This window comes from Burkholderia mycopellens (genome assembly GCF_964265025.1).
Taxonomy (GTDB): domain Bacteria; phylum Pseudomonadota; class Gammaproteobacteria; order Burkholderiales; family Burkholderiaceae; genus Burkholderia.
Map to the genome: position 1 here is coordinate 2,901,304 of NZ_OZ183802.1, position 24,271 is coordinate 2,925,574.

Below are 24,271 nucleotides of genomic sequence, written 5' to 3' on the forward strand. Positions count from 1 at the left end.
ACCAGCCGCGCGGCGCGTGGCGACCGGCACCGCGTGCCGCGAAAAGCACGACGGTATTCAGGCCCGAATGCGTTCCATTATAGACAGGCTGGACGGGCGGCCGGCGCAATTCCGCAGTGCGGCGCCCGGGCACGGAGGCACCCGGGTGCCTTCGTCAGGCAGCCGACGACAGCTTGAGGCCGATCAGCCCCGCGACGATCAGCGCGGCGCTCGCGACGCGCGCGACGGTCAGCGCCTCGCCCATCATCACGATGCCGAACACGAACGCACCGACCGCGCCGATGCCCGTCCACACCGCGTACGCGGTGCCGAGCGGCAACTGGCGCATCGCGACCGCGAGCAGCCCGAAGCTGGCCAGCGCCGTCACGATCGTAAACACCGACGGACCGAGCTTCGTAAAGCCGTCCGACGATTTCATGCCGGCCGCCCAGGCCACTTCCAGCAAACCGGCAATGAACAACCATACCCACGCCATCTCGACGTACTCCGTATCGGATGGGGCCGTCCCCGTTGAAACGAATGACCCGGGGTCGTCCCCGGGCGGCGCCGAGTATAACAAGATGCTTACGGACGCGGCGCGCGGCCGGGGGCCGATCGGGGACGCGACCGGCCGGGCCCGGTCAGTTCGATACGCGCTTCGGCGTGGCGCCGCCGACGCAGCGGTCATCGCGGTACAGCGCCCACTCCTCGCACACGCGACCATCCTTGAACACGCACATGCCGACCTGCCCGCTCGACAGGTTGCGGATCGTGTGGCGACCGCCGAGCTTGGCGCAATTGACCGACGCGGGATTGGCCATCGCCTGCTGGGACGACGACGGTTGCTGCCCGGGCGGCAGCGGTTGGGCGAACGCGCCAGACGCAGCAAGCGCCAGCGCACAGATGACGACCAGACGGACGGACATTGCACGCTCCTCGTTTTCGTTCGCGGAACGGTCAGGATAACGGGGAATGAGCGCCGGGTGTACAACGCGCTCGTCGGCCGCGAGACTGTCGCGCCGGCGCAACCGTGCGGGCGCGCGACGTCATGCTCACGTGCGCCGCCGCGACCCGGCCGGGCCCGTCATGCGGCGCCGACGAGCCGGTAGCCGACGCCCGTCTCGGTAACGATGTACTCGGGCTGCGCCGGGTCGCGTTCGAGCTTCTGGCGCAGGTGCGCCATGTAAATCCGCAGATAGTGGTGGCTCTCGACGTGCGACGGCCCCCACACGTCGCGCAGCAGCTGGCGGTGCGTGAGCACGCGCCCCGCGTGCCGCACGAGCGTCGCGAGCAACCGGTACTCGAGCGGCGTCAGGTGCACGATCTCGTTGTCGCGCCACACCTGGCGCAGCGCGAGATCGACGCTCACGGTGCCGAAGCTCACCTTCGGCGATTCGTTCGCACCGCCCTGGTTGCGCCGGCGCAGTTGCGCGCGGATCCGCGCACGCAGTTCGGACACGCCGAACGGCTTGGTCAGGTAATCGTCGGCGCCGGCGTCGAGCGCCGCGACCTTCTCTTCCTCCTGCGTGCGCGCGGACAGCACGATCACCGGCACCTCGGACCAGCCGCGCAATTCCCGGATCACGTCGAGGCCGTCGGTATCGGGCAGACCGAGGTCGACGATCACGAGGTCGGGCTTGCGCGTCGCCGCGTCGATCAGCCCCTGCTTGCCCGTCTCGGCCTCGAACACCGCGATGTCCTCCTCCTCGAGCGCGGCGCGCACGAAACGGCGGATCTGCTTTTCGTCCTCGATCAGGACGACGGTCAGGCTGGGTTCACTCATGGTCTGGCAATGATTCGGATGGGGACGACGCGCCCGGCACATCGGGTTCGTCGTCGGGTACGGCAGGCGCGGCCGGCGGCGTCTCGACCGGCAACGTGAACCAGAAGCGCGCGCCCGTCACGTGGCCGTCGGGCGCGGTGCGGTTGAGCGCGCCAATTTTACCGCCGTGCGCCTCGACGATCGCGCGGCAGATCGCGAGGCCGAGGCCGATGCCCGGCGTCGCCGATTCCTTCTCGCCGCGCGTGAACTTGTCGAAGATTCGCGTTTCCATCCCGGCCGGCAGGCCGGGGCCGTAGTCGTCGACGAGCACGCGCACGAACGGCAGCCCGTCTTCCGTCACGCGCTCGGCGCCGATGTCGAGCGGCGTATCGGGCGGCGTGTACTTCGCCGCGTTCTCGAACAGGTTGGTGAACAGGCGCTCCATCAGCACCGCGTCCATCTGCAGCAGCGGCAGGTCGGCCGGCAGCACGACGCGCGCGGAATGACGCGCAAGCACGCGCTTGCATGCGGCGAGTGCGGCGCCGACGGTTTCCTCGAGCAGCGACCACTGGCGCTTCAACTGCAGGCTGCCGGCCTGCAACCGCGCCATGTCGAGCAGGTTCGTGACGATGCCCGTCATCCGCAGCGCCTCGTCGTGGATCGCGTCGACGAGTTCGCCCTCGCGCTGCGCGAAGCGCTCGGCCGCCGCGGCGTCGCCGCCCTGCGCGGCCGCGCGCCCGTTCGCGAGCATCGACGAGAAGCCGACGATCGTCGTGAGCGGCGTGCGCAGGTCGTGCGAGATCGCCGACAGCAGCGAGTTGCGCAGCCGCTCGGACTCCATGCTCACCAGCGCGTCGCGCGCGATCTCCACGTAGTGCACGCGTTCGAGCGCGAGCGCGATCTGCGCGGCGAATGCGTCGAGCATCCGCTGCTGCTCCGGCACCTCGAGTTCGCGCGGCTCGCGCGACGCAACCGCGAGCACCCCGCGCGTGCGCATCGGCGCCTTCAGCGGCAAGTACAGCGCGACCGTCGCAGGCAACGTATCGGTGCCGCGGCCGGCCGGCTTCTGCTGGTCGTACACCCACTGGCCGACATCGCTGTCGAGATCGGCGCCCGTCAGCGTGACGGCCGCGTCGGGGTCCTCGATCTTCTGCCGCACCTTGTCCGCGCTGTCGGGCAGCAGGAACGCGACGCGCGCGCGGAACACCTCGCCCACGTGGCGGCTGCCGATCTCGACGATCTGCTCGGTCGTCAGCGCCGCGCCCAGTTCGCGCGCCATCGCATAAATCGCGCCGGTGCGGCGCTCGCGGCGCTGCGCGACGCTCGCCTGGCGCGTCAGCGTCGAGGTCAAGTGGCTGATCACGAGCGACGTCAGCAGCATCCCGAAGAAGGTCAGCAGGTATTGCGTGTCGCTGACCGAGAACGACATGCGCGGCGGCACGAAGAAATAATCGAACGCGGCCACCGACAGGAACGACTGCAGCACGCCCGGGCCGCGCCCGAGCCGCACGGCCGAGAACACGACGCCGAGCAGGTACAGCATCACGAGGTTCGTGAGGTCGAGCCGCTCGGAGACGAGGCTCGCGACGACCGTGATCGCCGCGCAGATCGCGGCCGCATACACGTAGTGCCGCGGCGGCGAACGATGCGTGCCGAACTGCGCGAACGCATCGCGCCAGTCGCGCGCACGCGCGTCGAGCGGTGCGGCGCGCGCCTCGTCGCTCGCGGACGCACGGATCAGCATCAGGTCGACGTCGCCCGCGCGTTCGGCGAGCTTCTCGCCGAACGGCCGCACGAAGCGACGCATGAGTCCGACCTTCGGCGAGCCGCCCGCGACGATCTTCGACACGTTGCGCACCTTCGCATAGCCGATCAGCGCGGCAACCGCGTCGGCGCCGGCGAGTGTGGCCGTCTCCGCACCGAGTTCGGCCGCGAGCTTCAGCGCGTCGAGCGTGCGTTGCCGCCGCGCATCGGGCAGCCGCTGCAGGCGCGGCGTCTCCACATAGACTGCGATCCAGTCGGCCTTCAGGCTCGCCGCGAGCCGCGCGGCCGCCCGCACGAGCGTCGGCGCCTCGGGGCCCGGCCCGACGCACACGAGCAGCCGCTCGCGCGCCTGCCAGATGCGCTGGATCGAACGGTCGGCGCGGTATTCGCGCATCTGCGCGTCGACCCGGTCGGCCGTGCGCCGCAGCGCCAGTTCGCGCAGCGCGATCAGGTTGCCCTTGCGGAAGAAGTTGCGCACCGCACGCTCGGCCTGCTGCGCGAGATAGACCTTGCCGTCGCGCATCCGCTCGAGCAGCTCCTCGGCCGGCAAGTCGACGAGCGTGACTTCGTCGGCCGCGTCGAACACGCGGTCGGGCACCGTCTCCCACACGCGGATGCCGGTGATCGCGCCGACCACGTCGTTCAGGCTTTCCAGGTGCTGGACGTTGACGGTCGTGTAGACGTCGATGCCCGCGTCGAGCAACTCGTACACATCCTGCCAGCGCTTCAGGTGCCGGGCGCCCTGCACGTTCGAGTGTGCGAGTTCGTCGACGAGGATCAGTTGCGGCTGGCGCGCGAGCGCGCCGTCGAGATCGAATTCGGTGAGCGTGCGGCCGCGATAGTCGATGCGCGCGAGCGGCAGCACGTCGAAGCCGTCGAGCAGCGCGGCGGTTTCGCTGCGCCCGTGGGTCTCGACGATGCCGACGACGACGTCGACGCCTTCCTGCAGGCGCTGGCGCGCGGCCTGCAGCATCGCATAGGTCTTGCCGACACCGGCCGATGCGCCGAAGAAGATCTTGAGCTGGCCGCGCCGCTGCTTTTCTTCGTCACGCTGCAGCTTGTCGAGGAGTTGGTCTGGATCGGGACGATTCATGCGTCAGAAAGGCGGAGCGCCCGGATGCGCGCGAGTACCAGCATTGTTGTTCCAAATCGCCGCAAAAGGCAAAGACGGCGCATGCGCCGTCGGGAAAAGGCGCGTCCGGCGCGAATCGGGCCGCGCCGGACGCCGGTTGCCGCCGCAAGCCCGCACGCGCGGTCAGTGCGCGGCCTGGGCCGCGTCGAGCGCGAGGTTCAGCTTCAGCACGTTCACGCGCGGTTCGCCGAGCACGCCCAGCTGGCGGCCCGTCGTGTTCGCGGCGACGAGTTGCGCGACCGCGTCGGGCGCCAGGTTGCGCGCCTTCGCGACGCGCTCGACCTGGTATGCGGCGGCGGCCGGCGTGATCTCCGGATCGAGGCCGCTCGCCGACGCCGTCACGAGGTCGACCGGCACGGGCTTCGACATGTCGGTGCCCGCGTCGCGCAGCGCGGCGATGCGCCCCTTCACCTGGTCGGCGAGCGACGGGTTCAGCGGGCCAAGGTTCGAGCCGCCGGAGCCGGTCGCGTTGTACGGCATCGGCGCGGTAGCCGACAACCGGCCCCAGAAGTACTTCGGCGCATCGAACTGCTGGCCGATCAGCGCGGAGCCGACTGCCTTGCCGTCCTTCTCGATCAGGCTGCCGTTCGCCTGCGACGGGAACACGGTCTGGCCGAACACGGTCATCACGGCCGGGTACGCGAGCCCCGTCACCGCGGTCAGCACGACAAAGATCACGACGAGCGGACGAATCAACGTTTTCATGATGTTTCCTTCAAATATGACCGGCTCAGGCCCAGCCGAGCGCCGCGAGCGTCATGTCGATCAGCTTGATGAACGGGAACGGCAGCAGCACGCCGCCGAGGCCGTACACCAGCAGGTTGCGGCGCAGCAGCGACGCCGCGCCGAGCGGGCGGTACGTCACGCCCTTCAGCGCCAGCGGAATCAGCGCGACGATGATCAGCGCGTTGAAGATCACCGCCGACAGGATCGCCGACGCCGGCGACGTCAGGTGCATGATGTCGAGCACGCGCAGTTGCGGATAGGTGGTCACGAACGCGGCCGGGATGATCGCGAAATACTTCGCGATGTCGTTCGCGATCGAGAACGTCGTCAGCGAGCCGCGCGTCATCAGCATCTGCTTGCCGATCTCGACGATCTCGATCAGCTTCGTCGGGTTCGAGTCGAGGTCGACCATGTTGCCGGCTTCCTTCGCCGCCTGCGTCCCGGTGTTCATCGCGACCGCCACGTCGGCCTGCGCGAGCGCCGGCGCGTCGTTGGTGCCGTCGCCCGTCATCGCGACGAGGCGCCCGGCCGCCTGGTGCTCGCGGATCGTCGCGAGCTTGGTTTCCGGCGTCGCTTCCGCGAGGAAATCGTCGACCCCTGCTTCCGCTGCAATCGCCGCGGCCGTCAGCCGGTTGTCGCCCGTCACCATCACGGTCTTGATGCCCATCTTGCGCAGTTCCGCGAAGCGCTCCTTGATGCCGCCCTTCACGATGTCCTTCAGCTCGATCACGCCGAGCACGCGCGCCGCACCCTCATGCAGGTCGGCCACGACGAGCGGCGTGCTACCGCGGCGCGCAACTTCGTCGACCGCGCGGCGCACTTCTTCCGGGAAGCGGCTGCCGTGTGTCTCGACGTAGTTGCGGATTGCATCGGCCGCACCCTTGCGGATCTCGCGGCCGGGCAAGTCGACGCCGCTCATCCGCGTCTGCGCGGAGAAGCCGATGAACGTCGCGTGCAACTGCCCCATGTCGCGCTGGCGAATGTTGAAGCGCTCCTTCGCGAGCACGACGATGCTGCGGCCTTCCGGCGTTTCGTCGGCGAGCGACGACAGCTGCGCGGCATCGGCCAGCGCTTCCTCGGTCACGCCCGGCGCCGGCACGAACGTCGATGCCTGGCGGTTGCCGAGCGTGATCGTGCCGGTCTTGTCGAGCAGCAGCACGTCGACGTCGCCGGCCGCCTCGACTGCACGGCCTGACGTCGCGATCACGTTCGCCTGCATCATCCGGCTCATCCCGGCCACGCCGATCGCGGACAGGAGGCCGCCGATCGTCGTCGGGATCAGGCACACGAGCAGCGCGACGAGCGCGGTGATCGTCACCACGTGGCCGGCCTTCATCGCTTCGACCGAGAACATCGAGAACGGCAGCAGCGTCGCGGTCGCGAGCAGCATCACGATCGTCAACGCGACGAGCAGGATCGTCAGCGCGATTTCGTTCGGCGTCTTCTTGCGCTTCGCGCCTTCGACCATCGCGATCATCCGGTCGAGGAACGCCTCGCCCGGGTTCGCGGTGACCTTCACGACGATCCAGTCGGACAGCACGCGCGTGCCGCCCGTCACCGACGAGAAGTCGCCGCCCGACTCGCGGATCACCGGCGCGGATTCGCCGGTGATCGCCGATTCGTCGACCGATGCGACCCCGTCGACCACCTCGCCGTCGGCCGGGATCACGTCGCCGGCCTCGACGAGCACGACGTCGCCACGGCGCAGCTCGGTCGCGGTCGTGATGCGGATCGGCGACTTCGGGTGCGGCTCGTTGAGCTTCTTCGCCATCACGTCTTTCTTCGCGCTGCGCAGCGACGCGGCCTGCGCCTTCGAGCGCCCTTCGGCGAGCGCCTCGGCGAAGTTCGCGAACAGCACGGTGAACCACAGCCACAGCGCGATCGCGAGGATGAAGCCCGCGGGCGCCTCGGCCTGGCCGGCGAGCGCCGCGATCCACAGGATCGTGGTCAGGATGCTGCCGACGTACACGCAGAACATCACCGGGTTGCGGAACTGCGTGCGCGGCGTGAGTTTCTTGAACGAGTCCACGATCGCCGGGCGCAGCAGCGCCGGATCGAACATGGACCGTGTTGCGGAATGTTGAGTCATTGCGATCTCTTCAATCTCTTCAGTCTTTTCAAGGTGTCGCCATGCGGGCGCGCATCACGCGCCCAGCCACATCATCAGGTGCTCGACACCCGGGCCGAGCGCAAGCGCCGGCACGTAGGTCAGCGCGCCCACCAGCAGCACGGTGCCGAGCAGCAGCACGACGAACAGCGGACCGTGCGTCGGCAGCGTGCCGCTCGTCACCGCGATGCGCTTCTTCGCGGCCAGCGAGCCGGCGATCGCCAGCACCGGCACGATCGTGCCGAAGCGGCCGAACCACATCGCGATCGCGGTCATCCAGTTGTAGAACGGCGTGCCGACCGTCAGGCCCGCGAACGCGCTGCCGTTGTTGTTGGCGGCCGAGCTGAACGCGTACAGGATTTCCGAGAAGCCGTGCGGCCCCGGGTTCGCGATGCCGGCCTTGCCCGCATCGGCGAGCACGGCGACCGACGTGCCGACCAGCACCAGCAGCGGCGTGAGCAGCACGACGATCGACACCATCTTCATCTCGTAGGACTCGATCTTCTTGCCGACGTATTCCGGCGTGCGGCCGATCATCAGGCCGGCGACGAACACCGCGAGCAGCGCGAACACGAGCATCCCGTAGAGCCCCGAGCCGACCCCGCCGTAGACCACCTCGCCGAGCTGCATCAGCAGCATCGGCACGAGGCCGCCGAGCGGCGTCAGCGAATCGTGCATCGTGTCGACCGCGCCGCACGACGCGGCCGTCGTCGCGACCGTGAAGATGCCGCTCTGCGCGATCCCGAAACGCGTTTCCTTGCCTTCCATGTTGCCGCCCGGCTGCAGCGTGCTCGCCGACTGGTCGACGTGCAGCGCGGCGAGCGTCGGGTTGCCGCCCTGCTCGGCGTTGACCTCGACGCCGACCGCGACCGCGAACGCAACCGTCATCGCCGCGAGCACCGCGATGCCCTGCCGGCGGTCGCCGATCACGCGGCCGAACACGAGGCACAGCGCGGCCGGGATGATCAGGATCGAGAAGATCTGCAGGAAGTTCGCGAACGGCGTCGGGTTCTCGTACGGGTGCGCCGAGTTCGCGTTGAAGAAGCCGCCACCGTTGGTGCCGAGCATCTTGATCGCTTCCTGCGACGCGACCGGGCCCATCGCGAGCGTCTGCTTCGTGAGCGGGGTCGGCACCGTCACCGGGTTGCCCTTGTCGTCCTTCACCGGGTTGCCCTGCGCGTCGAGCTTCGGCGCCGCATAGGTGCTGGCCTGCAGCACCGGCACGTCCTGGTACGCCTTCATGTTCTGGATCACGCCCTGGCTCATCAGCAGCGCGGCGATGATCATCGACATCGGCACGAGCACGTACATCGTCACGCGCGTGAGGTCGACCCAGAAGTTGCCGATGGTCTGCGACGTATGTCGCGCGAAGCCACGGATCAGCGCAACCACGACCGCGATGGCAGTCGCTGCCGACAGGAAGTTCTGCACGGTGAAGCCGAGCATCTGCGCCAGATAACTGACGGTCTGCTCCGGCGTGTAGTCCTGCCAGTTCGTGTTGGTGACGAAGCTGATGGCCGTGTTGAACGCGCCGTCGACCGTCATCGCACCGAACTGCTGCGGGTTGCCGGGCAGGAAGCCCTGCAGGCGCAGCAGGCCATAGAGGAACAACGCGCCAAGCGCGTTGAACGCGATCGTCGCGATCGCGTACTGCTTCCAGTTCATCTCGCTGCCGGCGTCGACGCCGGCGATGCGGTACAGCGCGCGTTCGAGCGGCCCGAACACGCGCACGACGCGCGAACTGCCATCCATCACCGCCGTCAGGTAGCGGGAGACCGGAACGGCCGCCGCCAGCAGCACGACGATGAACAGCAGCGATTGCAACAGGTTGTTCGCGTTCATTCGATGTCCTCCGCGCGCAGCAGCGCAAAGACGAGGTACGCGAACAGCAGGGCCGTCGAGGCGCCCGCCAGCCAAAGCATCCAGGTCATGCTCGCCCCCCGCGACCGTATTGCACGAGCTTCTCGCAACCGGCAATCAAACCGAGGATCAGCGCGGTGAAAAGCACCAGGGCGCCGATAAAAACCCCATCCATTTTTGTGTTCTCCGTCGTCGAAGTCAGACGACTAGAACCTTATGGGAACGCACGTAAAGGACGGGTCAAAGGTATCGGGGCGCGTATAAAAAACGCGTAAACGCGGCATTCAGTGGAGGACGGCGGGAAGCGGGACGGACGGCGCCGTGGCGCCGTCCGGAGAAGCGCGTGCCGGCAGGGCGCCGGCACGAGGAGGCAGCTCAGGGAACGAGGATCGTCGAGCCGGTGGTCTTGCGCGCTTCGAGATCCTCATGCGCGCGGCCGACTTCCGCGAGCGGATAGCGCTGGTTGATGCTCGTCTTCACCTTGCCCGACAGCAGCACGTCGAACAACTCGGCGGCGGCGGATTCGAGATCGGCGCGCTTCGCGATGTACGAGAACAGCGTGGGCCGCGTAAAGAACAGCGAGCCGCGCGACGAGAATTCCTTCGAATCGATCGGCGGCAGCGGGCCCGACGCATTGCCGAAGCTGACGAACAGCCCGAGCGGCGCGAGGCTGTCCAGCGAGCCGATGTAGGTGTCCTTGCCGATCGAGTCATAGACGACCGGCACGCCCGCGCCGTTCGTGATCTCCTTCACGCGCTGCGTGAAGTTCTCGCGCGTGTAGACGACCGGATGGTCGCAACCGTGCGCCTTCGCGAGCGCGGCTTTCTCGTCGGAGCCGACCGTCCCGATCACGGTCGCGCCGAGCGCCTTCGCCCACTGGCACACGAGCAGGCCGACACCGCCGGCCGCCGCGTGGATCAGGATCGTGTCGCCGGCTTTCACCGGATACGTGCGGCGCAGCAGGTAGTGCGCGGTCAGGCCCTGCAGCATCACCGACGCCGCGTCGTCGTAGCCGATGCCGTCAGGCAGCTTCACGAGCCGCTCGGCCGGCATCACGCGCTCCTGCGCGTACGCGCCCGGCGGCTGCCCGACGTACGCGACGCGGTCGCCCGGCTTGAGCGCGGTCACGCCTTCGCCGACGGCCGTCACCTCGCCCGCCGCCTCCATCCCGAGACCGCCGGGCAGCGCTTGCGGGTAAAGGCCGGTGCGGAAATAGACGTCGATGTAGTTGAGGCCGACCGCGTGCTGCCGGATACGGACTTCACCCGCCTTCGGTTCGCCGACGTCGACATCGACCCACTTCATCACGTCCGGGCCGCCCGGCTGGTCGTATCGGATTGCTTTCGGCATCGTTTCGCTCCTCGTTTCTGATTCGGTCAGGGAAAAATCCGGGTCGGCGATACGCGGAGCCGGCCGATTCATCCGTGAACCGGACGGCAGGACCGTATCGCGACGCCCGATTCTCGCGCGCCGCGGCCATCCATGCATGGCCCTGCCGATAGCAGGGGCAATCAGGCGCGGGCAGCGCCTAGCAAACGTCCTCCATGTTCCGAGCCAGATCGTCGAGCAGCATCCGCGCGGTCGCGACGTTGGTCGCGATCGGCACGTCGTGCACGTCGCACGCGCGCACGAGCGCGGTGATGTCGGGATCGTGCGGCTGAGCGGTCATCGGGTCGCGCAGGAACACGACGATGTCGACGCGGCCTTCGGCCAGCTCGGCGCCGATCTGCAGGTCGCCGCCGAGCGGCCCCGACAGCTTGCGCTCGACCTCCAGCCCGTGCGCGGCCGCGATGCGGCCGCCCGTCGTGCCCGTCGCGACCAGCCGGCATTGCGCGAGCGTCGCGCGAAATTGACCCACGAGCGCGACGATCTCGTCCTTCTTCGCGTCGTGCGCAATCAGTGCGATGCGGGGTTTGCTCATCTCCGATTCCTTCGTCGTTCGGTTGTGGTCGTGATCGTGATGCGAGGGGGCGCGTCAGAACGTGCCCGGATACGCGCCGCCGTCGAGCAGCCAGTTCTGCCCGGTGATGTAGCCGGCATGCACGCTGCACAGGAACGCGCACGCCGCGCCGAACTCTTCGCGCGTGCCGAGGCGGCCGGCCGGAATGTCCTTCGTGCGCCGCGCGCGCATCTCGTCGACGCTCACGCCCTGCGCCTTCGCCGACGCGGCGAGCGTGGTCGCGATCCGGTCGGTGTCGAACAGGCCCGGCAGCAGGTTGTTGATCGTCACGCCCTGCCCCGCGACCTTGCGCGACAGCCCCGCGACGAAGCCGGTCAGCCCCGAGCGCGCGCCGTTCGACAGCGCGAGCACGTCGATCGGCGCCTTCACGGCCGAGCTCGTGATGTTGACGATCCGGCCGAAACCGCGCGCGATCATCCCGTCGAGGGTCGCGCGGATCAGCTCGATCGGCGTCAGCATGTTCGATTCGAGCGCGCGGATCCAGTCGTCGTGCGAGAAGTCGCGGAAGTCGCCGGGCGGCGGCCCGCCGGCATTCGTCACGAGAATGTCCGGCTGCGGGCACGCGGCGAGCGCGGCCGCGCGCCCGTCCGGCGTCGTGATGTCGCAGGCGACCACGGTCACCGACACGTTCGCGCCGGCGCGGATCTCCTCCGCGGTTTCCTCCAGCGTGTCGCGCGTGCGCGCGACGATCACGAGGTTCACGCCCTCGGCGGCCAGCGCTTGCGCGCAGCCACGGCCGAGCCCCTTGCTTGCCGCGCACACGAGCGCGGTCTTTCCTTCGATACCGAGATCCATCGTCGATTCCTTGGTGGCGACACGCACCGGTTCGGCCCCGTCGCGCCGGCGCATGGACCCCGGGCGGGTCAGGCCGGCAATCGGTCGGGCGCGGGCGCGCGGATTGTCGTGAGACGTCGATATTATCCGGATCGTGCGGCGCGCCTTGGTAAAATTGCGGACATAAGCGCGCGGCCGGCTTGCGCCCGCCGCCGCCCCCGATCCTCTTTTGCCGCCAAGGCGCCCCCGTCATGAAACAGGACAGCCGTTTCCCGAATCTCTTCATCACCGATCACCCGCTGATCCAGCACAAACTCACGCACATGCGCGACAAGGACACGTCCACGCGCACGTTCCGCGAGCTGCTGCGCGAAATCACGCTGCTGATGGGTTACGAGATCACCCGCAACCTGCCGATCACGACCAAGCGGGTCGAAACCCCGCTCGTCGAGGTCGACGCGCCGGTGATCGCGGGCAAGAAACTGGCGATCGTGCCGGTGCTGCGCGCGGGCATCGGGATGTCGGACGGCCTGCTCGACCTGGTTCCGTCCGCGCGCGTCGGCCACATCGGCGTGTACCGCGCCGACGACCACCGCCCGGTCGAATACCTGGTGCGCCTGCCGGACCTGGAAGACCGCATCTTCATCCTGTGCGACCCGATGGTCGCGACCGGCTACTCGGCCGTGCACGCGGTCGACGTGCTCAAGCGCCGCAACGTGCCGGCCGCGAACATCATGTTCGTCGCGCTGGTCGCCGCCCCCGAAGGCGTGCAGGTGTTCCAGGACGCGCACCCGGACGTGAAGCTGTTCGTCGCGTCGCTCGATTCGCACCTGAACGAGCATGCGTACATCGTGCCGGGCCTCGGCGACGCGGGCGACCGCCTGTTCGGCACCAAGAACTGAGCACCGGCACGGCCGCGCGGCGCGCGGCCCGGCTCGTGGCGGCCTGCCTGGCCGTCCGGCCATGCGCGGCGGCCCCGATCAGGCAGTCGCCGCGTGATAAAATCTCGATCCACTCGACACGCGCGGCCCCGCGGCTTCATGCCCGCCGAAACGGCCGCCGATTCAACGACACATTGAAACAATCGCCCGCGCAGCGCGCCCGGGCACGGAGAAAGGTATGGCTGGTCATTCGAAATGGGCCAACATCAAGCATAAGAAGGCAGCGGCCGACGCGAAGCGCGGCAAGATCTGGACCCGCCTCATCAAGGAAATCCAGGTCGCGGCGCGCCTCGGCGGCGGCGACGTCAGCTCGAACCCGCGCCTGCGTCTCGCGGTCGACAAGGCGGCCGACGCGAACATGCCGAAGGACAACGTCAAGCGCGCGATCGATCGCGGCGTCGGCGGCGCGGATGGCGCGAACTACGAGGAAATCCGCTACGAAGGCTACGGCATCAGCGGCGCGGCGGTCATCGTCGACACGCTGACCGACAACCGCACCCGCACGGTCGCGGAAGTCCGCCATGCGTTCTCGAAGTTCGGCGGCAACATGGGCACCGACGGCTCGGTCGCGTTCATGTTCGATCACGTCGGCCAGTTCCTGTTCGCACCGGGCACGTCGGAAGACGCGCTGATGGAAGCCGCGCTCGAAGCCGGCGCGAACGACGTGAACACGAACGACGACGGTTCGATCGAAGTGCTGTGCGACTGGCAGGCATTCTCGGCGGTGAAGGACGCGCTCGAAGCCGCGGGCTTCAAGGCCGAACTCGCCGAAGTGACGATGAAGCCGCAGAACGAAGTCGAATTCACCGGCGACGACGCGGCGAAGATGCAGAAGCTCCTGGACGCGCTCGAGAACCTCGACGACGTGCAGGACGTGTATACGAACGCCGTCATCGTCGAGGAATGATGTGCCGGCCGCCGTGCTCCTGTCGCGGCGGCGGCCCGACCGAATCCGCGGCCGGCGCGCCTGAGCGTGCCGGCCGCCCTGTTTTCTAGTCTGCGGGGAATCCCATGAAACTACTCGTCGTCGGTTCCGGCGGCCGCGAACATGCGCTGGCGTGGAAGCTCGCGCAGTCGCCGCGCGTCCAGATGGTCTACGTCGCACCCGGCAATGGCGGCACGGCGCAGGACGAGCGTCTGAAGAACGTCGACATCACGGCGCTCGACGAACTCGCCGATTTCGCGGAACGCGAAGGCGTCGCGTTCACGCTCGTCGGGCCGGAAGCGCCGCTCGCGGCCGGCATCGTCAACCTGTTTCGCGCGCGCGGCCTGAAGGTCTTCGGCCCGACCCGCGAAGCCGCGCAGCTCGAGAGCTCGAAGGATTTCGCGAAGGCGTTCATGAAGCGCCACGGCATCCCGACCGCCGAGTACGAGACGTTCTCCGACGTGGCCGCCGCGCACGCGTACATCGACGCGAAGGGCGCGCCGATCGTCGTGAAGGCCGACGGCCTCGCGGCCGGCAAGGGTGTCGTCGTCGCGATGACGCTGGAAGAAGCACACGAAGCCGTCGACATGATGCTGTCGGGCAACAAGCTCGGCGACGCCGGCGCGCGCGTCGTGATCGAGGAATTCCTCGATGGCGAGGAAGCGAGCTTCATCGTGATGGTCGACGGCAAGCACGCGCTGGCGCTGGCTTCCAGCCAGGACCACAAGCGCCTGCTCGACGAGGATCGCGGCCCGAACACCGGCGGCATGGGGGCGTATTCGCCCGCGCCGATCGTCACGCCGCAGATGCATGCACGCGTGATGCGCGAGATCATCATGCCGACCGTGCGCGGGATGGAGAAGGACGGCATCCGCTTCACGGGCTTCCTGTATGCGGGCCTGATGATCGACAAGGAAGGCAATCCGCGCACGCTCGAGTTCAACTGCCGGATGGGCGACCCGGAAACGCAGCCGATCATGGCGCGCCTGAAGAGCGATTTCTCGAAGGTCGTCGAGCAGGCGATCGCGGGCACGCTCGACACGGTCGAGCTCGACTGGGACCGCCGCACCGCGCTGGGCGTCGTGCTGGCCGCGCACGGGTATCCGGACGCGCCGCGCAAGGGCGACCGCATCAACGGGATCCCGGCCGAGACCGAACAGGCCGTCACGTTCCATGCAGGCACGACGCTCGACGGCGACAAGCTGACGACGTCCGGCGGCCGCGTGCTGTGCGTGGTCGGTCTCGCCGATTCGGTGCGCGAAGCGCAGCAGCATGCGTACGAGACGATCAACCAGATCAATTTCGAAGGCATGCAGTACCGCCGCGACATCGGCTTCCGCGCGCTCAACCGCAAGAGCGCTTGACGTCGCGATCGCCGCCCCGCCCTCGTGCGGCGGCGGCCCCTCTGCCGGGGTTCGTTAGAATGCCCGGCAGAGGCTTTTTTTACGGCCCCCGCTTCGGGCGGGGGCGCCCAGTCCAGACATGACCGATTCGACCTACGACGTAGCGCGCGTGCGCACGTACCTCCAGAGCCTGCAGACACGCATCGCCGACGCGCTCGGCGCGCTCGACGGCACGCGGCTCGCGACCGACGCATGGCAGCGCGGGCCGGCCGAACGCCTGCGCGGCGGCGGCTGCACGCGGATTCTCGAAGGCGGCCGCGTGTTCGAACGCGCGGGAATCGGCTTTTCCGACGTCGCGGGCGATGCGCTGCCGCCGTCGGCGAGCGCGGCACGCCCGCAGCTCGCGGGCCGCGGCTTCGAGGCGCTCGGCGTGTCGCTGGTGCTGCACCCGCGCAATCCGTATTGCCCGACCGTGCACATGAACGTGCGGATGCTGATCGCGACGAAACCGGGCGAAGAGCCCGTGTTCTGGTTCGGCGGCGGCATGGATCTGACACCGGTTTACGGTTTCGAGGACGACGCCCGCCATTTCCACCAGACCTGCAAGGATGCGCTCGACCCGTTCGGCGTCGAACTCTACCCGCGCTTCAAGAAATGGTGCGACGAGTATTTCTTCCTGAAGCACCGCAACGAGATGCGCGGCATTGGCGGGATCTTCTTCGACGATTTCTCGGAGCCCGGTTTCGAACGCTCGTTTGATATGATGCAAAGCGTCGGCGACGCGTTCCTGCAGGCCTACCTGCCGATCGTCGAACGCCGCGCCGAGCTGCCGTACGGCGAGCGCGAGCGCGACTTCCAAGCATACCGCCGCGGCCGCTACGTCGAATTCAACCTCGTGTTCGACCGCGGCACGCTGTTCGGCCTGCAAAGCGGCGGCCGGACCGAGTCGATCCTGATGTCGATGCCGCCGGTCGCGAACTGGCGCTACAACTGGCAGCCCGAGCCGGGAACGCCCGAAGCGCGCCTGTACAGCGACTTCATCGTGCCGCGCGACTGGGTCTGACCCGCACGCGTGCTGCTTCAAGAAAAGGACGCGTTTCTGGACACCACCGCCCGCCCCGCCCCGCTGCCGCGTCGTATCGGCTTGCTGGGCGGCACTTTCGACCCGATCCACGACGGCCATCTCGCGCTCGCGCGCCGGTTCGCCGAACTGCTCGGCCTGACCGAACTCGTACTGCTGCCCGCCGGGCAGCCGTACCAGAAGCGCGACGTGTCGGCCGCCGAGCATCGGCTCGCGATGACGCGCGCGGCCGCCGGCTCGCTGTCCGTGCCGGGCGTGACCGTGACCGTCGCCACCGACGAGATCGAGCACGCCGGCCCGACCTACACGGTCGAGACGCTCGCGCGCTGGCGCGAGCGGATCGGCCCGGACGCGTCGCTGTCGCTGCTGATCGGCGCCGACCAGCTCGTGCGCCTCGACACGTGGCGCGACTGGCGCAAGCTGTTCGACTACGCGCACATCTGCGTGTCGACGCGCCCGGGGTTCGACCTCGGCGCGGCGCCGCCGGACGTCGCGCAGGAAATCGCCGCGCGGCAGGCCGGCGCCGACGTGCTGAAGGCCACGCCGGCAGGCCGTCTGCTGATCGATACGACCCTTTCGTTCGACATTGCCGCGACCGACATCCGCGCCCACCTGCGCGAATGCATCGCGCGCCATGCGCAAATGCCCGACGCGTCGGCCGAGCATGTGCCGGCCGCCGTATGGGCCTATATTCTTCAACATCGCCTCTACCATTCCTGAATCCATGGATATTCGCAAACTGCAGCGCGTGATCGTCGACGCCCTCGAAGACGTCAAGGCGCAAGACATCAAGGTGTTCAACACCAGCCACCTGACCGAACTGTTCGACCGCGTGGTCGTCGCTTCGGGCACCTCCAACCGCCAGACCAAGGCGCTCGCGTCGAGCGTGCGTGACAAGGTCAAGGAAGCCGGCGGCGACATCGTCAGTTCCGAAGGCGAAGACACCGGCGAATGGGTGCTCGTCGACTGCGGCGACGCGGTCGTGCACATCCTGCAACCGGCCCTGCGCCAGTACTACAACCTCGAGGAAATCTGGGGCGACAAGCCCGTGCGGATGAAGCTCGGCGGCGGCAAGGGGAGCGGCTTCGCCACGGCCAGCGAAGGCGGCGAAGACGAAGAGGAAGAGGAAGAGGAAGCCGCGCCCGCACGCCCGGCACGCAAGACGGCCGCCCGCCGCCGTTGAGCCCCGAGTCGTTACGCCTCTCCCGATGAAGCTTTTCATCCTTGCGGTCGGCCACAAGATGCCGGGCTGGATCGCGTCCGGCTTCGACGAATACACGAAGCGGATGCCGCCCGAGCTGCGCATCGAGTTGCGCGAGATCAAGCCCGAACTGCGTTCGGGCGGCCGCAGCGCCGAAAGCGTGATGGCGGCCGAGCGGCAGAAGATCGAGGCCGCGTTGCCGAAGGGCGCGCGCCTCGTCGCGCTCGACGAGCGCGGCCGCGACTGGACCACGATGCAGCTCGCTCAGGCACTGCCCGGTTGGCAGCAGGACGGCCGCGACGTCGCGTTCGTGATCGGCGGCGCCGACGGGCTCGATCCGGAACTGAAAGCGCGTGCCGATACGCTGCTGCGCATCTCGAGCATGACGCTGCCGCACGGGATGGTGCGCGTGCTGCTCGCCGAACAGCTTTACCGGGCGTGGAGCATCACGCAGAATCACCCCTACCACCGCGCATGACGTGTCGTCCTCGAGACGCGCGCCACGTGCGCACACCGAGATAACGACACCATGCCGTCCAGCACGCCCCCCGCGCTTTTCCCGTTCCTTTACCTCGCTTCGCAAAGTCCGCGCCGCCAGGAGCTGCTGCAGCAGATCGGCGTACGCTTCGAACTGCTGCTGCCACGCCCCGACGAGGACGCCGAGGCGCTCGAAGCCGAACTGCCCGGCGAGGCCGCCGATGCTTACGTGCGGCGGGTGACCGTCGCGAAGGCCGAAGCCGCGCGTGCGCGCCTCGTCGCGAGCGGCAAGCCCGCCGCACCCGTGCTGGTTGCCGATACAACCGTGACGATCGACGGCGCGATCCTCGGCAAGCCCGCCGATGCCGCCGACGCGCTCGCGATGCTGACGCGCCTCGCGGGCCGCGAACACGCGGTGCTGACCGCCGTCGCCGTGATCGACGCGAGCGGCGAACTGCTGCCGCCCGCGCTGTCGCGCTCGTCGGTGCGCTTCGCGGCAGCGTCGCGCGACGCGTACGCGCGCTATGTCGAATCGGGCGAGCCGTTCGGCAAGGCGGGCGCGTACGCGATCCAGGGGCGCGCCGCCGAATTCATCGAGCGAATCGACGGTTCCCATTCAGGTATCATGGGTCTGCCCCTTTTTGAGACCGCGGCGCTGTTGCGCGCCGCGCGCGTCGCCTTCTGAATCCCACCATGAACGAAGAAATCCTGATCAACCTCACGCCGCAGGAAACGCGGGTCGCACTCGTCCAGCAAGGCGCGGTGCAGGAGCTTCACGTCGAGCGCACGCTGTCGCGCGGGCGGGTCGGCAACATCTATCTCGGCAAGGTCGTGCGCGTGCTGCCGGGCATGCAGTCGGCGTTCATCGACATCGGCCTCGAGCGCGCGGCGTTCCTGCACGTGGCCGACATCTGGCACCCGCGCCTCGCGGGCGAGCCGCAGTCGAACACGCCGCACCAGCCGATCGAGAAGACCGTGTTCGAAGGCCAGACGCTGATGGTCCAGGTGATCAAGGATCCGATCGGCACGAAGGGCGCGCGGCTGTCGACGCAGGTCAGCATCGCGGGCCGCACGCTCGTCTACCTGCCACAGGAGCCGCATATCGGCATCTCGCAGAAGATCGAGAGCGAGGCCGAGCGCGAGGCCGTGCGCGCGCGCCTGACGGCCGTGATCCCGCCGGACGAAAAGGGCGGCTACATCGTGCGCACGATCGCCGAGGATGCGACCTCCGACGAGCTGGCCGGCGACGTCGCTTACCTGCGCAAGACCTGGGCGACGATCGTCGCGCAGGCGCAGCGGCTGCCGGCGACGAGCCTGCTGTACCAGGATCTCGATCTCGCGCAGCGCGTGCTGCGCGATTTCGCGAACGACGACACGACGCGCATCCAGGTCGATTCGCGCGAGACGTACCAGCGCCTCTCCGAATTCGCGTCCGAGTTCACGCCGGCCGTGAGCGCGAAGCTGCACCACTACACGGGCGAGCGGCCGCTGTTCGACCTGTACAACATCGAGACGGAGATCCAGCGCGCGCTGTCGCGCCGCGTCGACCTGAAATCGGGCGGTTACCTGATGATCGACCAGACCGAGGCGATGACGACGATCGACGTGAACACGGGCGGCTATGTCGGCGCGCGCAACTTCGACGACACGATCTTCAAGACCAACCTCGAGGCCGCGCACACGATCGCGCGGCAGTTGCGGCTGCGCAACCTCGGCGGGATCATCATCATCGACTTCATCGACATGGAGAACGCCGAGCATCGCGACGCGGTGCTGTCCGAACTGAAGAAGGCACTGTCGCGCGACCGCACGCGCGTGACGGTCAACACGTTCTCGCAGCTCGGGCTCGTCGAGATGACGCGCAAGCGCACGCGCGAATCGCTCGCGCACGTGCTGTGCGAGCCGTGCCCGACCTGCCAGGGCAAGGGCCAGGTGAAGACGTCGCGCACCGTGTGCTACGACATCCTGCGCGAGATCCTGCGTGAATCACGGCAGTTCAACCCGCGCGAATTCCGCGTGATCGCCGCGCAACAGGTGATCGATTTGTTCCTCGACGAGGAATCGCAGCATCTCGCGATGCTGATCGACTTCATCGGCAAGCCGGTGTCGCTGCAGGTCGAGTCGAACCTGAGCCAGGAGCAGTACGATATCGTGCTGATGTAACGTTCCGTCCATCCGCCGCCGGCATCGCCGCGCGGCGCTTCGATGCGGCACCCGGGCCGCCCCGACGGCACCCGCTGCCGCCCTTTTTCTACTACCCTTTTCGCATTCAACGCACACCATGAGCCAAGGCCACAACCGCCGCCAGCGCAAGAAACTCCACATCGGCGAATTCCAGGAACTCGCGTTCAACGCCACCGCGCATTACCGCAACGAGATGTCCGACCTCGAACGCGGCCAGCTGATCGACGCGTTCATCGACTTCGTCGAAGCGAACGGACTGCTGACCGTCGCGTCGGCGGACGAAGGCATCGGCGCTTACGTGATTTCCGGCGCACCGCGCGGCACGACGACCGACGCCGACCGCGAACTCGTGCGCGGCTGGCTGGCCGCACGGCCGGAACTGACCGACGTCAAGGTCAGCGAATTCACCGACGCGTGGTACCCGGAAGCCTGAGCTTCCGGTTTCACGCCCCTCGCGCAGCGCCCGCGCCTGCCCGCCGCCACGGCGGGCGAGGCCGGCGCCGCCCCGTTCCCTCCGCCTCCGCTGTCGCGCCTCCCCCCCCGCCACCCACTCACACAATTCGCGCCGCGATCCCTTCCTTTTCCCGACAGTCCGCCTCCAGCAAGCCATCAAAATCGGTCCTGAAAGCAAGACACGTTAAACTCTCACCTCGCGTGGTGCGCCGCCCGCACCCGCCATCCATCGCCAGCCGCGTGCCCTCGTGCCGCCCCCGACCCATGGAGTGAGTGTCAATGAGCGGCGGACTTCCGTTTCCCGCATCCCGCAAGTCGTTGCCGTCCTCGACGGTCTTCCTGATTCTCGCCGCCGCCGCGCTGCTGTCCGGCTGCGGGCTGCTGCCGGTCCAGAATCCGCCTGCGCCGATCAGCGAGGCGCTCGTCGAGCCCATCGAGGAAACCGCCGGCGAACCGCTGACGATGCCGCCCGTGCCCGCACCGACGCACCCGGGGGAACCGGAGGCGCCGAAGAAGCCGCACCGCGAAGTCGCGCGGCCGAAGCCCGTGCAGCGCCCCGAATCGCCGACACCGCCACCGCCGCCGCCCCCGCCGATCGTCGCGACGCGCCCGCTCGACCGCACCCAGATCCATGCGTTGCTCGACAGCGAAGTCGCGCGCCGCAACGGCAAGGTGATCGGCCGCGCGGTCGACATGGTGACCGACGCGAGCGGCAAGCCGCGCGAGATGGTCGTCAACCTGCAGGGCTTCATGGGTGTCGGCGACCGCAAGGTCATCTTCCCGTGGAACGTGTTCCGCTTCACGCCGGGCGGCAAACAGGAGCCGATCGTGCTCGACGTGCCGTCGGGTGACCTGCCGCCGGCCGCGCGGCCCAAGGCCGTGCCGCTGTCGGGTTCGGCCGCTGCCTCACCCGCGACGCGACTGCCGTTGCTCGACAGCGACGTCGAGCGCCCGAACGGCACGAAGATCGGCCGTATCGTCGACGTGCTGATCGACCGCGCATCGCAGCCGCAGGCAGTCGTGCTCGACCTCGGCGGCCTCGTCAATACCGACCGCCGTTCGATCGCCGCGAGCTGGGGTGCGCTGCGCTTCGTCACGCGCGACAAGGCGCTGCGTCCGCAGCTCGACCTGAACGACGCGCAGATCAAGGCATCGCCGCCCTACGCGGCCGACAAGCCGATCGTCGCGGTTTTCCCGCCCGTTGCCCCGGCACCGGCTTCCTCTGCGAGCGCGACCCGATGACGATCAAGCATTCCGTCAGCGTACGCAGTCTGCGGTCCCTCGACTGGCTCAACTTCTTCGTTGCAAACGTTCAAACAGGGTTCGGTCCGTTCATCGCGTCCTACCTCGCGTCGCACAAGTGGACGCAGGGCGAGATCGGCATGGTGCTGTCGATCGGCACGATCAGCGCGATGGTCAGCCAGGTGCCGGGCGGCGCGGCCGTCGATGCGCTGAAGAACAAGAAAGGCGCGGCCGCGTGGGCGATCGCGGCCATCATCCTGTCCGCGGTGCTGCTCGCGTCGAGCCCGACGATCGTGCCGGTGATCGCCGCCGAGGTGTTCCACGGCTTCGCGAGCTGCATGCTCGTGCCGGCAATGGCCGCGATCTCGTTCTCGCTCGTCGGCCGCGCCGACCTCGGCGACCGGCTCGGCCGCAACGCGCGCTGGGCGTCGATCGGCAGCGCGGTCGCGGCGGGCCTGATGGGGCTCACCGGCGAATACTTCTCCGCACGCGCGGTGTTCTGGCTGACCGCCGTGCTCGCGCTGCCCGCGCTGTTCGCACTCGCGATGATCCAGCCGACACACGAGGTGATCCCGCAGTCGTCGAAGCCCGACGACCACGACGAAGCCGGCGAACGCGAAACGCTGCTCGAGCTGCTGCGCGACCGCCGGATGCTGATCTTCGCGGCGTGCGTCGTGCTGTTCCACCTGTCGAACGCGGCAATGCTGAACCTCGCGGCCGGCGAAGTCACGGCCGGGATGGGCGAGAACGTACAGCTCGTGATCGCCGCGTGCATCATCGTGCCGCAGGCGATCGTCGCGATGCTGTCGCCGTGGGTCGGCCGCTCCGCGCAACGCTGGGGGCGCAGACCGATCCTGCTGCTCGGGTTCTCGGCACTGCCGGTGCGCGCGCTGCTGTTCGCCGGCGTGAGCAGCCCCTACCTGCTGGTGCCGGTGCAGATGCTCGACGGCATCAGCGCGGCCGTGTTCGGCGTGATGCTGCCGCTGATCGCGGCCGACGTCGCGGGCGGCAAGGGACGCTACAACCTGTGCATCGGGCTGTTCGGGCTCGCGGCCGGGATCGGCGCGACGCTCAGCACGGCCGCGGCCGGCTACGTCGCCGATCACTTCGGCAACGCCGTGAGCTTCTTCGGGCTCGCCGGCGCCGGGGCGCTCGCGGTGCTGCTGGTCTGGCTCGTGATGCCCGAAACGCGCGTCGAGAACGGTGACGCAGCCGCCGACGAACCGGCCGCCGCATCGCCCGAACAGGCGCGCTGACGCCGGCGCGCCGCCGTTACCCGCTTCTTGGCCAACACATGATGGATACGATCAGGACACTCAATGAAGCCCGCCAGCAGATCCAGCAGTCGATCTTCGATTTGTTCAAGGGGCTGTCATTCAGCGAACGGCTCGCGCAAGGCGCGTGGATGGCGCTGCAGGCCGTGTGCGGCGCATGTCTCGCGTATGTGATCGGCCGCGCGCTGCACACCGAGCAGGCCGTGTGGGCGTCGATCACGGCGATCGCCGTGACACAGCACAACTACTCGGACACGATGTCGCTGTCGCGCGACCAGTTCATCGGCGCCATGGTCGGCGGCGTGCTCGGCTTCGCCGGCGCGGCGCTCGGCGGCGACCGCCTCGTCGCGTATGCGATCACCGTCGCGGTCGTGATCGTCTGCTGCTGGTGCCTGAACGTCGGCAGCGCGGCACGGCTCGGCGGCGTGACCGCGACGATCGTGCTGCTGTTTCCGGGCAACGGCCCGCTGTGGGACATTCCGCTGATGCGGCTTGGCGAGGTGACGCTCGGCACCGTGTGTGCGCTGGGCGTGTGCTGGGTGATGTCGAAAATCGAGCGCCGCTGGTTCCGCCACGCAGCGGCAAAGTGACACGGTGAACCGGCTGCCCGGCACGGATCGCGGCATCGCAATCCGTGTCGGGCAGCCGGCCAGGTCAGTCACCGATCCGCAGCACGATACCGGAGCCGATCTGCACCAGCAGGTGATCCCCGCCGACGCCGACCCATTGATAGCCGCGCGGCGGCGGGCTCAGGTGATAGCCGCGCCAATCGTCGATCACATACTGGCGATCGCGGAACTCGGGGGGAAGCCGGTCGCCCTTGTGCCACTCGCGGCGCGGCTGGTCGGCCCAGCGCGGCGGCACGTCTTCCTCGTGGCGCATCTGGCCCGGCGGCATGCGCTTCGGACCATGGCCGTGCTGCATGCCGTGGTCGCCCTGGTCGTTGCGGTTGTCGTGATCCTGCGCCATCGCGGCCGGCGCGGCGAAACCCGCCGCGATCAGCACCGCCAACATCATCCCGTGCATCTTCTTCATCGTGCCTTCCCTCCGTGTTGTCACGTCGAACGAAACCACTCGGACTACCCG

Annotated in this window: 25 protein-coding genes; 13 read left to right on the plus strand and 12 right to left on the minus strand. The window is 68.4% G+C overall.

The window, feature by feature from the left end:
• Positions 1 to 154: 154 nt before the first annotated feature.
• The 11 genes from sugE to ACPTTC_RS13475 form a co-directional block, all read right to left on the minus strand.
• Positions 155 to 475, minus strand: coding sequence for a quaternary ammonium compound efflux SMR transporter SugE (sugE, locus tag ACPTTC_RS13425; protein ID WP_423392754.1), 321 nt, complete (start codon positions 473 to 475; stop codon positions 155 to 157).
• Between the two features lie 145 nt (positions 476 to 620).
• Positions 621 to 905 carry a DUF333 domain-containing protein gene (locus tag ACPTTC_RS13430; protein WP_423392755.1) on the minus strand — a complete coding sequence of 95 codons (285 nt, stop codon included), beginning with the start codon at positions 903 to 905 and terminating at the stop codon, positions 621 to 623.
• A gap of 158 nt (positions 906 to 1,063) precedes the next feature.
• A complete protein-coding gene (gene kdpE / locus ACPTTC_RS13435) occupies positions 1,064 to 1,762 on the minus strand; it encodes a two-component system response regulator KdpE (RefSeq protein WP_175951114.1) in 699 nt (232 codons plus the stop codon).
• On the minus strand, positions 1,755 to 4,598 hold the full coding sequence (locus tag ACPTTC_RS13440; protein WP_175951113.1) for a DUF4118 domain-containing protein: 2,844 nt from the start codon (positions 4,596 to 4,598) through the stop codon (positions 1,755 to 1,757). The genes kdpE and ACPTTC_RS13440 overlap by 8 nt, the downstream gene beginning before the upstream one ends.
• A gap of 162 nt (positions 4,599 to 4,760) precedes the next feature.
• On the minus strand, positions 4,761 to 5,342 hold the full coding sequence (gene kdpC / locus ACPTTC_RS13445; protein ID WP_423392756.1) for a potassium-transporting ATPase subunit KdpC: 582 nt from the start codon (positions 5,340 to 5,342) through the stop codon (positions 4,761 to 4,763).
• Positions 5,343 to 5,367: 25 nt separating this feature from the next.
• On the minus strand, positions 5,368 to 7,452 hold the full coding sequence (gene kdpB / locus ACPTTC_RS13450; protein ID WP_226198831.1) for a potassium-transporting ATPase subunit KdpB: 2,085 nt from the start codon (positions 7,450 to 7,452) through the stop codon (positions 5,368 to 5,370).
• A 54-nt stretch (positions 7,453 to 7,506) separates the two neighbouring features.
• The gene (gene kdpA, locus ACPTTC_RS13455) at positions 7,507 to 9,312 is read right to left on the minus strand and encodes a potassium-transporting ATPase subunit KdpA (RefSeq protein ID WP_423392757.1); all 1,806 of its coding nucleotides are present in this window, start codon (positions 9,310 to 9,312) and stop codon (positions 7,507 to 7,509) included.
• Positions 9,309 to 9,401 carry a K(+)-transporting ATPase subunit F gene (gene kdpF / locus ACPTTC_RS13460; protein ID WP_006752209.1) on the minus strand — a complete coding sequence of 31 codons (93 nt, stop codon included), beginning with the start codon at positions 9,399 to 9,401 and terminating at the stop codon, positions 9,309 to 9,311. Before kdpF ends, kdpA begins: the two co-directional genes overlap by 4 nt.
• 304 nt (positions 9,402 to 9,705) lie before the next feature.
• Positions 9,706 to 10,680 carry a quinone oxidoreductase family protein gene (locus tag ACPTTC_RS13465; RefSeq protein ID WP_175971477.1) on the minus strand — a complete coding sequence of 325 codons (975 nt, stop codon included), beginning with the start codon at positions 10,678 to 10,680 and terminating at the stop codon, positions 9,706 to 9,708.
• A 178-nt stretch (positions 10,681 to 10,858) separates the two neighbouring features.
• Positions 10,859 to 11,251 carry a methylglyoxal synthase gene (locus ACPTTC_RS13470; protein WP_226198827.1) on the minus strand — a complete coding sequence of 131 codons (393 nt, stop codon included), beginning with the start codon at positions 11,249 to 11,251 and terminating at the stop codon, positions 10,859 to 10,861.
• Between the two features lie 54 nt (positions 11,252 to 11,305).
• Positions 11,306 to 12,085: an SDR family oxidoreductase gene (locus ACPTTC_RS13475; protein WP_423392758.1), complete on the minus strand. Its 780-nt coding sequence runs from the start codon at positions 12,083 to 12,085 to the stop codon at positions 11,306 to 11,308.
• 230 nt (positions 12,086 to 12,315) lie between these two features.
• Here ACPTTC_RS13475 and upp point away from each other — a divergent pair, with 230 nt between their 5' ends.
• The 13 genes from upp (at position 12,316) to ACPTTC_RS13540 (ending at position 23,775) form a co-directional block, all read left to right on the plus strand.
• Entirely contained in the window at positions 12,316 to 12,966 is a 651-nt protein-coding gene (upp, locus tag ACPTTC_RS13480) for a uracil phosphoribosyltransferase (protein WP_011352740.1), read from the plus strand.
• A 217-nt stretch (positions 12,967 to 13,183) separates the two neighbouring features.
• Positions 13,184 to 13,912, plus strand: a complete 729-nt coding sequence (locus ACPTTC_RS13485) for a YebC/PmpR family DNA-binding transcriptional regulator (protein ID WP_175951107.1) — start codon at positions 13,184 to 13,186, stop codon at positions 13,910 to 13,912.
• Positions 13,913 to 14,016: 104 nt separating this feature from the next.
• Positions 14,017 to 15,294 carry a phosphoribosylamine--glycine ligase gene (gene purD, locus ACPTTC_RS13490; protein WP_039370477.1) on the plus strand — a complete coding sequence of 426 codons (1,278 nt, stop codon included), beginning with the start codon at positions 14,017 to 14,019 and terminating at the stop codon, positions 15,292 to 15,294.
• A gap of 118 nt (positions 15,295 to 15,412) precedes the next feature.
• Positions 15,413 to 16,336 (plus strand): oxygen-dependent coproporphyrinogen oxidase, encoded by a 924-nt coding sequence (hemF, locus tag ACPTTC_RS13495; protein ID WP_423392759.1) that lies wholly within the window; start codon positions 15,413 to 15,415, stop codon positions 16,334 to 16,336.
• A 9-nt stretch (positions 16,337 to 16,345) separates the two neighbouring features.
• A complete protein-coding gene (locus ACPTTC_RS13500; protein ID WP_423392760.1) occupies positions 16,346 to 17,074 on the plus strand; it encodes a nicotinate-nucleotide adenylyltransferase in 729 nt (242 codons plus the stop codon).
• Between the two features lie 4 nt (positions 17,075 to 17,078).
• Positions 17,079 to 17,537, plus strand: coding sequence for a ribosome silencing factor (rsfS, locus tag ACPTTC_RS13505; protein WP_423392761.1), 459 nt, complete (start codon positions 17,079 to 17,081; stop codon positions 17,535 to 17,537).
• Between the two features lie 25 nt (positions 17,538 to 17,562).
• Complete coding sequence (gene rlmH, locus ACPTTC_RS13510) at positions 17,563 to 18,033, plus strand: 23S rRNA (pseudouridine(1915)-N(3))-methyltransferase RlmH (protein WP_011352746.1); 471 nt, start codon at positions 17,563 to 17,565, stop codon at positions 18,031 to 18,033.
• Between the two features lie 51 nt (positions 18,034 to 18,084).
• Positions 18,085 to 18,717 (plus strand): Maf family protein, encoded by a 633-nt coding sequence (locus ACPTTC_RS13515; RefSeq protein ID WP_175971482.1) that lies wholly within the window; start codon positions 18,085 to 18,087, stop codon positions 18,715 to 18,717.
• Between the two features lie 8 nt (positions 18,718 to 18,725).
• Positions 18,726 to 20,195 carry a ribonuclease G gene (gene rng, locus ACPTTC_RS13520; protein WP_175951102.1) on the plus strand — a complete coding sequence of 490 codons (1,470 nt, stop codon included), beginning with the start codon at positions 18,726 to 18,728 and terminating at the stop codon, positions 20,193 to 20,195.
• A gap of 118 nt (positions 20,196 to 20,313) precedes the next feature.
• Positions 20,314 to 20,649 (plus strand): YggL family protein, encoded by a 336-nt coding sequence (locus ACPTTC_RS13525; protein ID WP_175951101.1) that lies wholly within the window; start codon positions 20,314 to 20,316, stop codon positions 20,647 to 20,649.
• A 299-nt stretch (positions 20,650 to 20,948) separates the two neighbouring features.
• A complete protein-coding gene (locus ACPTTC_RS13530; RefSeq protein ID WP_226198824.1) occupies positions 20,949 to 21,911 on the plus strand; it encodes a PRC-barrel domain-containing protein in 963 nt (320 codons plus the stop codon).
• Positions 21,908 to 23,167 (plus strand): MFS transporter, encoded by a 1,260-nt coding sequence (locus tag ACPTTC_RS13535; protein ID WP_175005482.1) that lies wholly within the window; start codon positions 21,908 to 21,910, stop codon positions 23,165 to 23,167. Before ACPTTC_RS13530 ends, ACPTTC_RS13535 begins: the two co-directional genes overlap by 4 nt.
• 41 nt (positions 23,168 to 23,208) lie before the next feature.
• Positions 23,209 to 23,775, plus strand: coding sequence for an FUSC family protein (locus ACPTTC_RS13540; RefSeq protein WP_423393359.1), 567 nt, complete (start codon positions 23,209 to 23,211; stop codon positions 23,773 to 23,775).
• 64 nt (positions 23,776 to 23,839) lie between these two features.
• On the opposite strand, the gene ACPTTC_RS13545 is transcribed toward ACPTTC_RS13540, so the two are convergent.
• On the minus strand, positions 23,840 to 24,220 hold the full coding sequence (locus ACPTTC_RS13545) for an RcnB family protein (RefSeq protein ID WP_423392762.1): 381 nt from the start codon (positions 24,218 to 24,220) through the stop codon (positions 23,840 to 23,842).
• Positions 24,221 to 24,271: the final 51 nt, after the last annotated feature.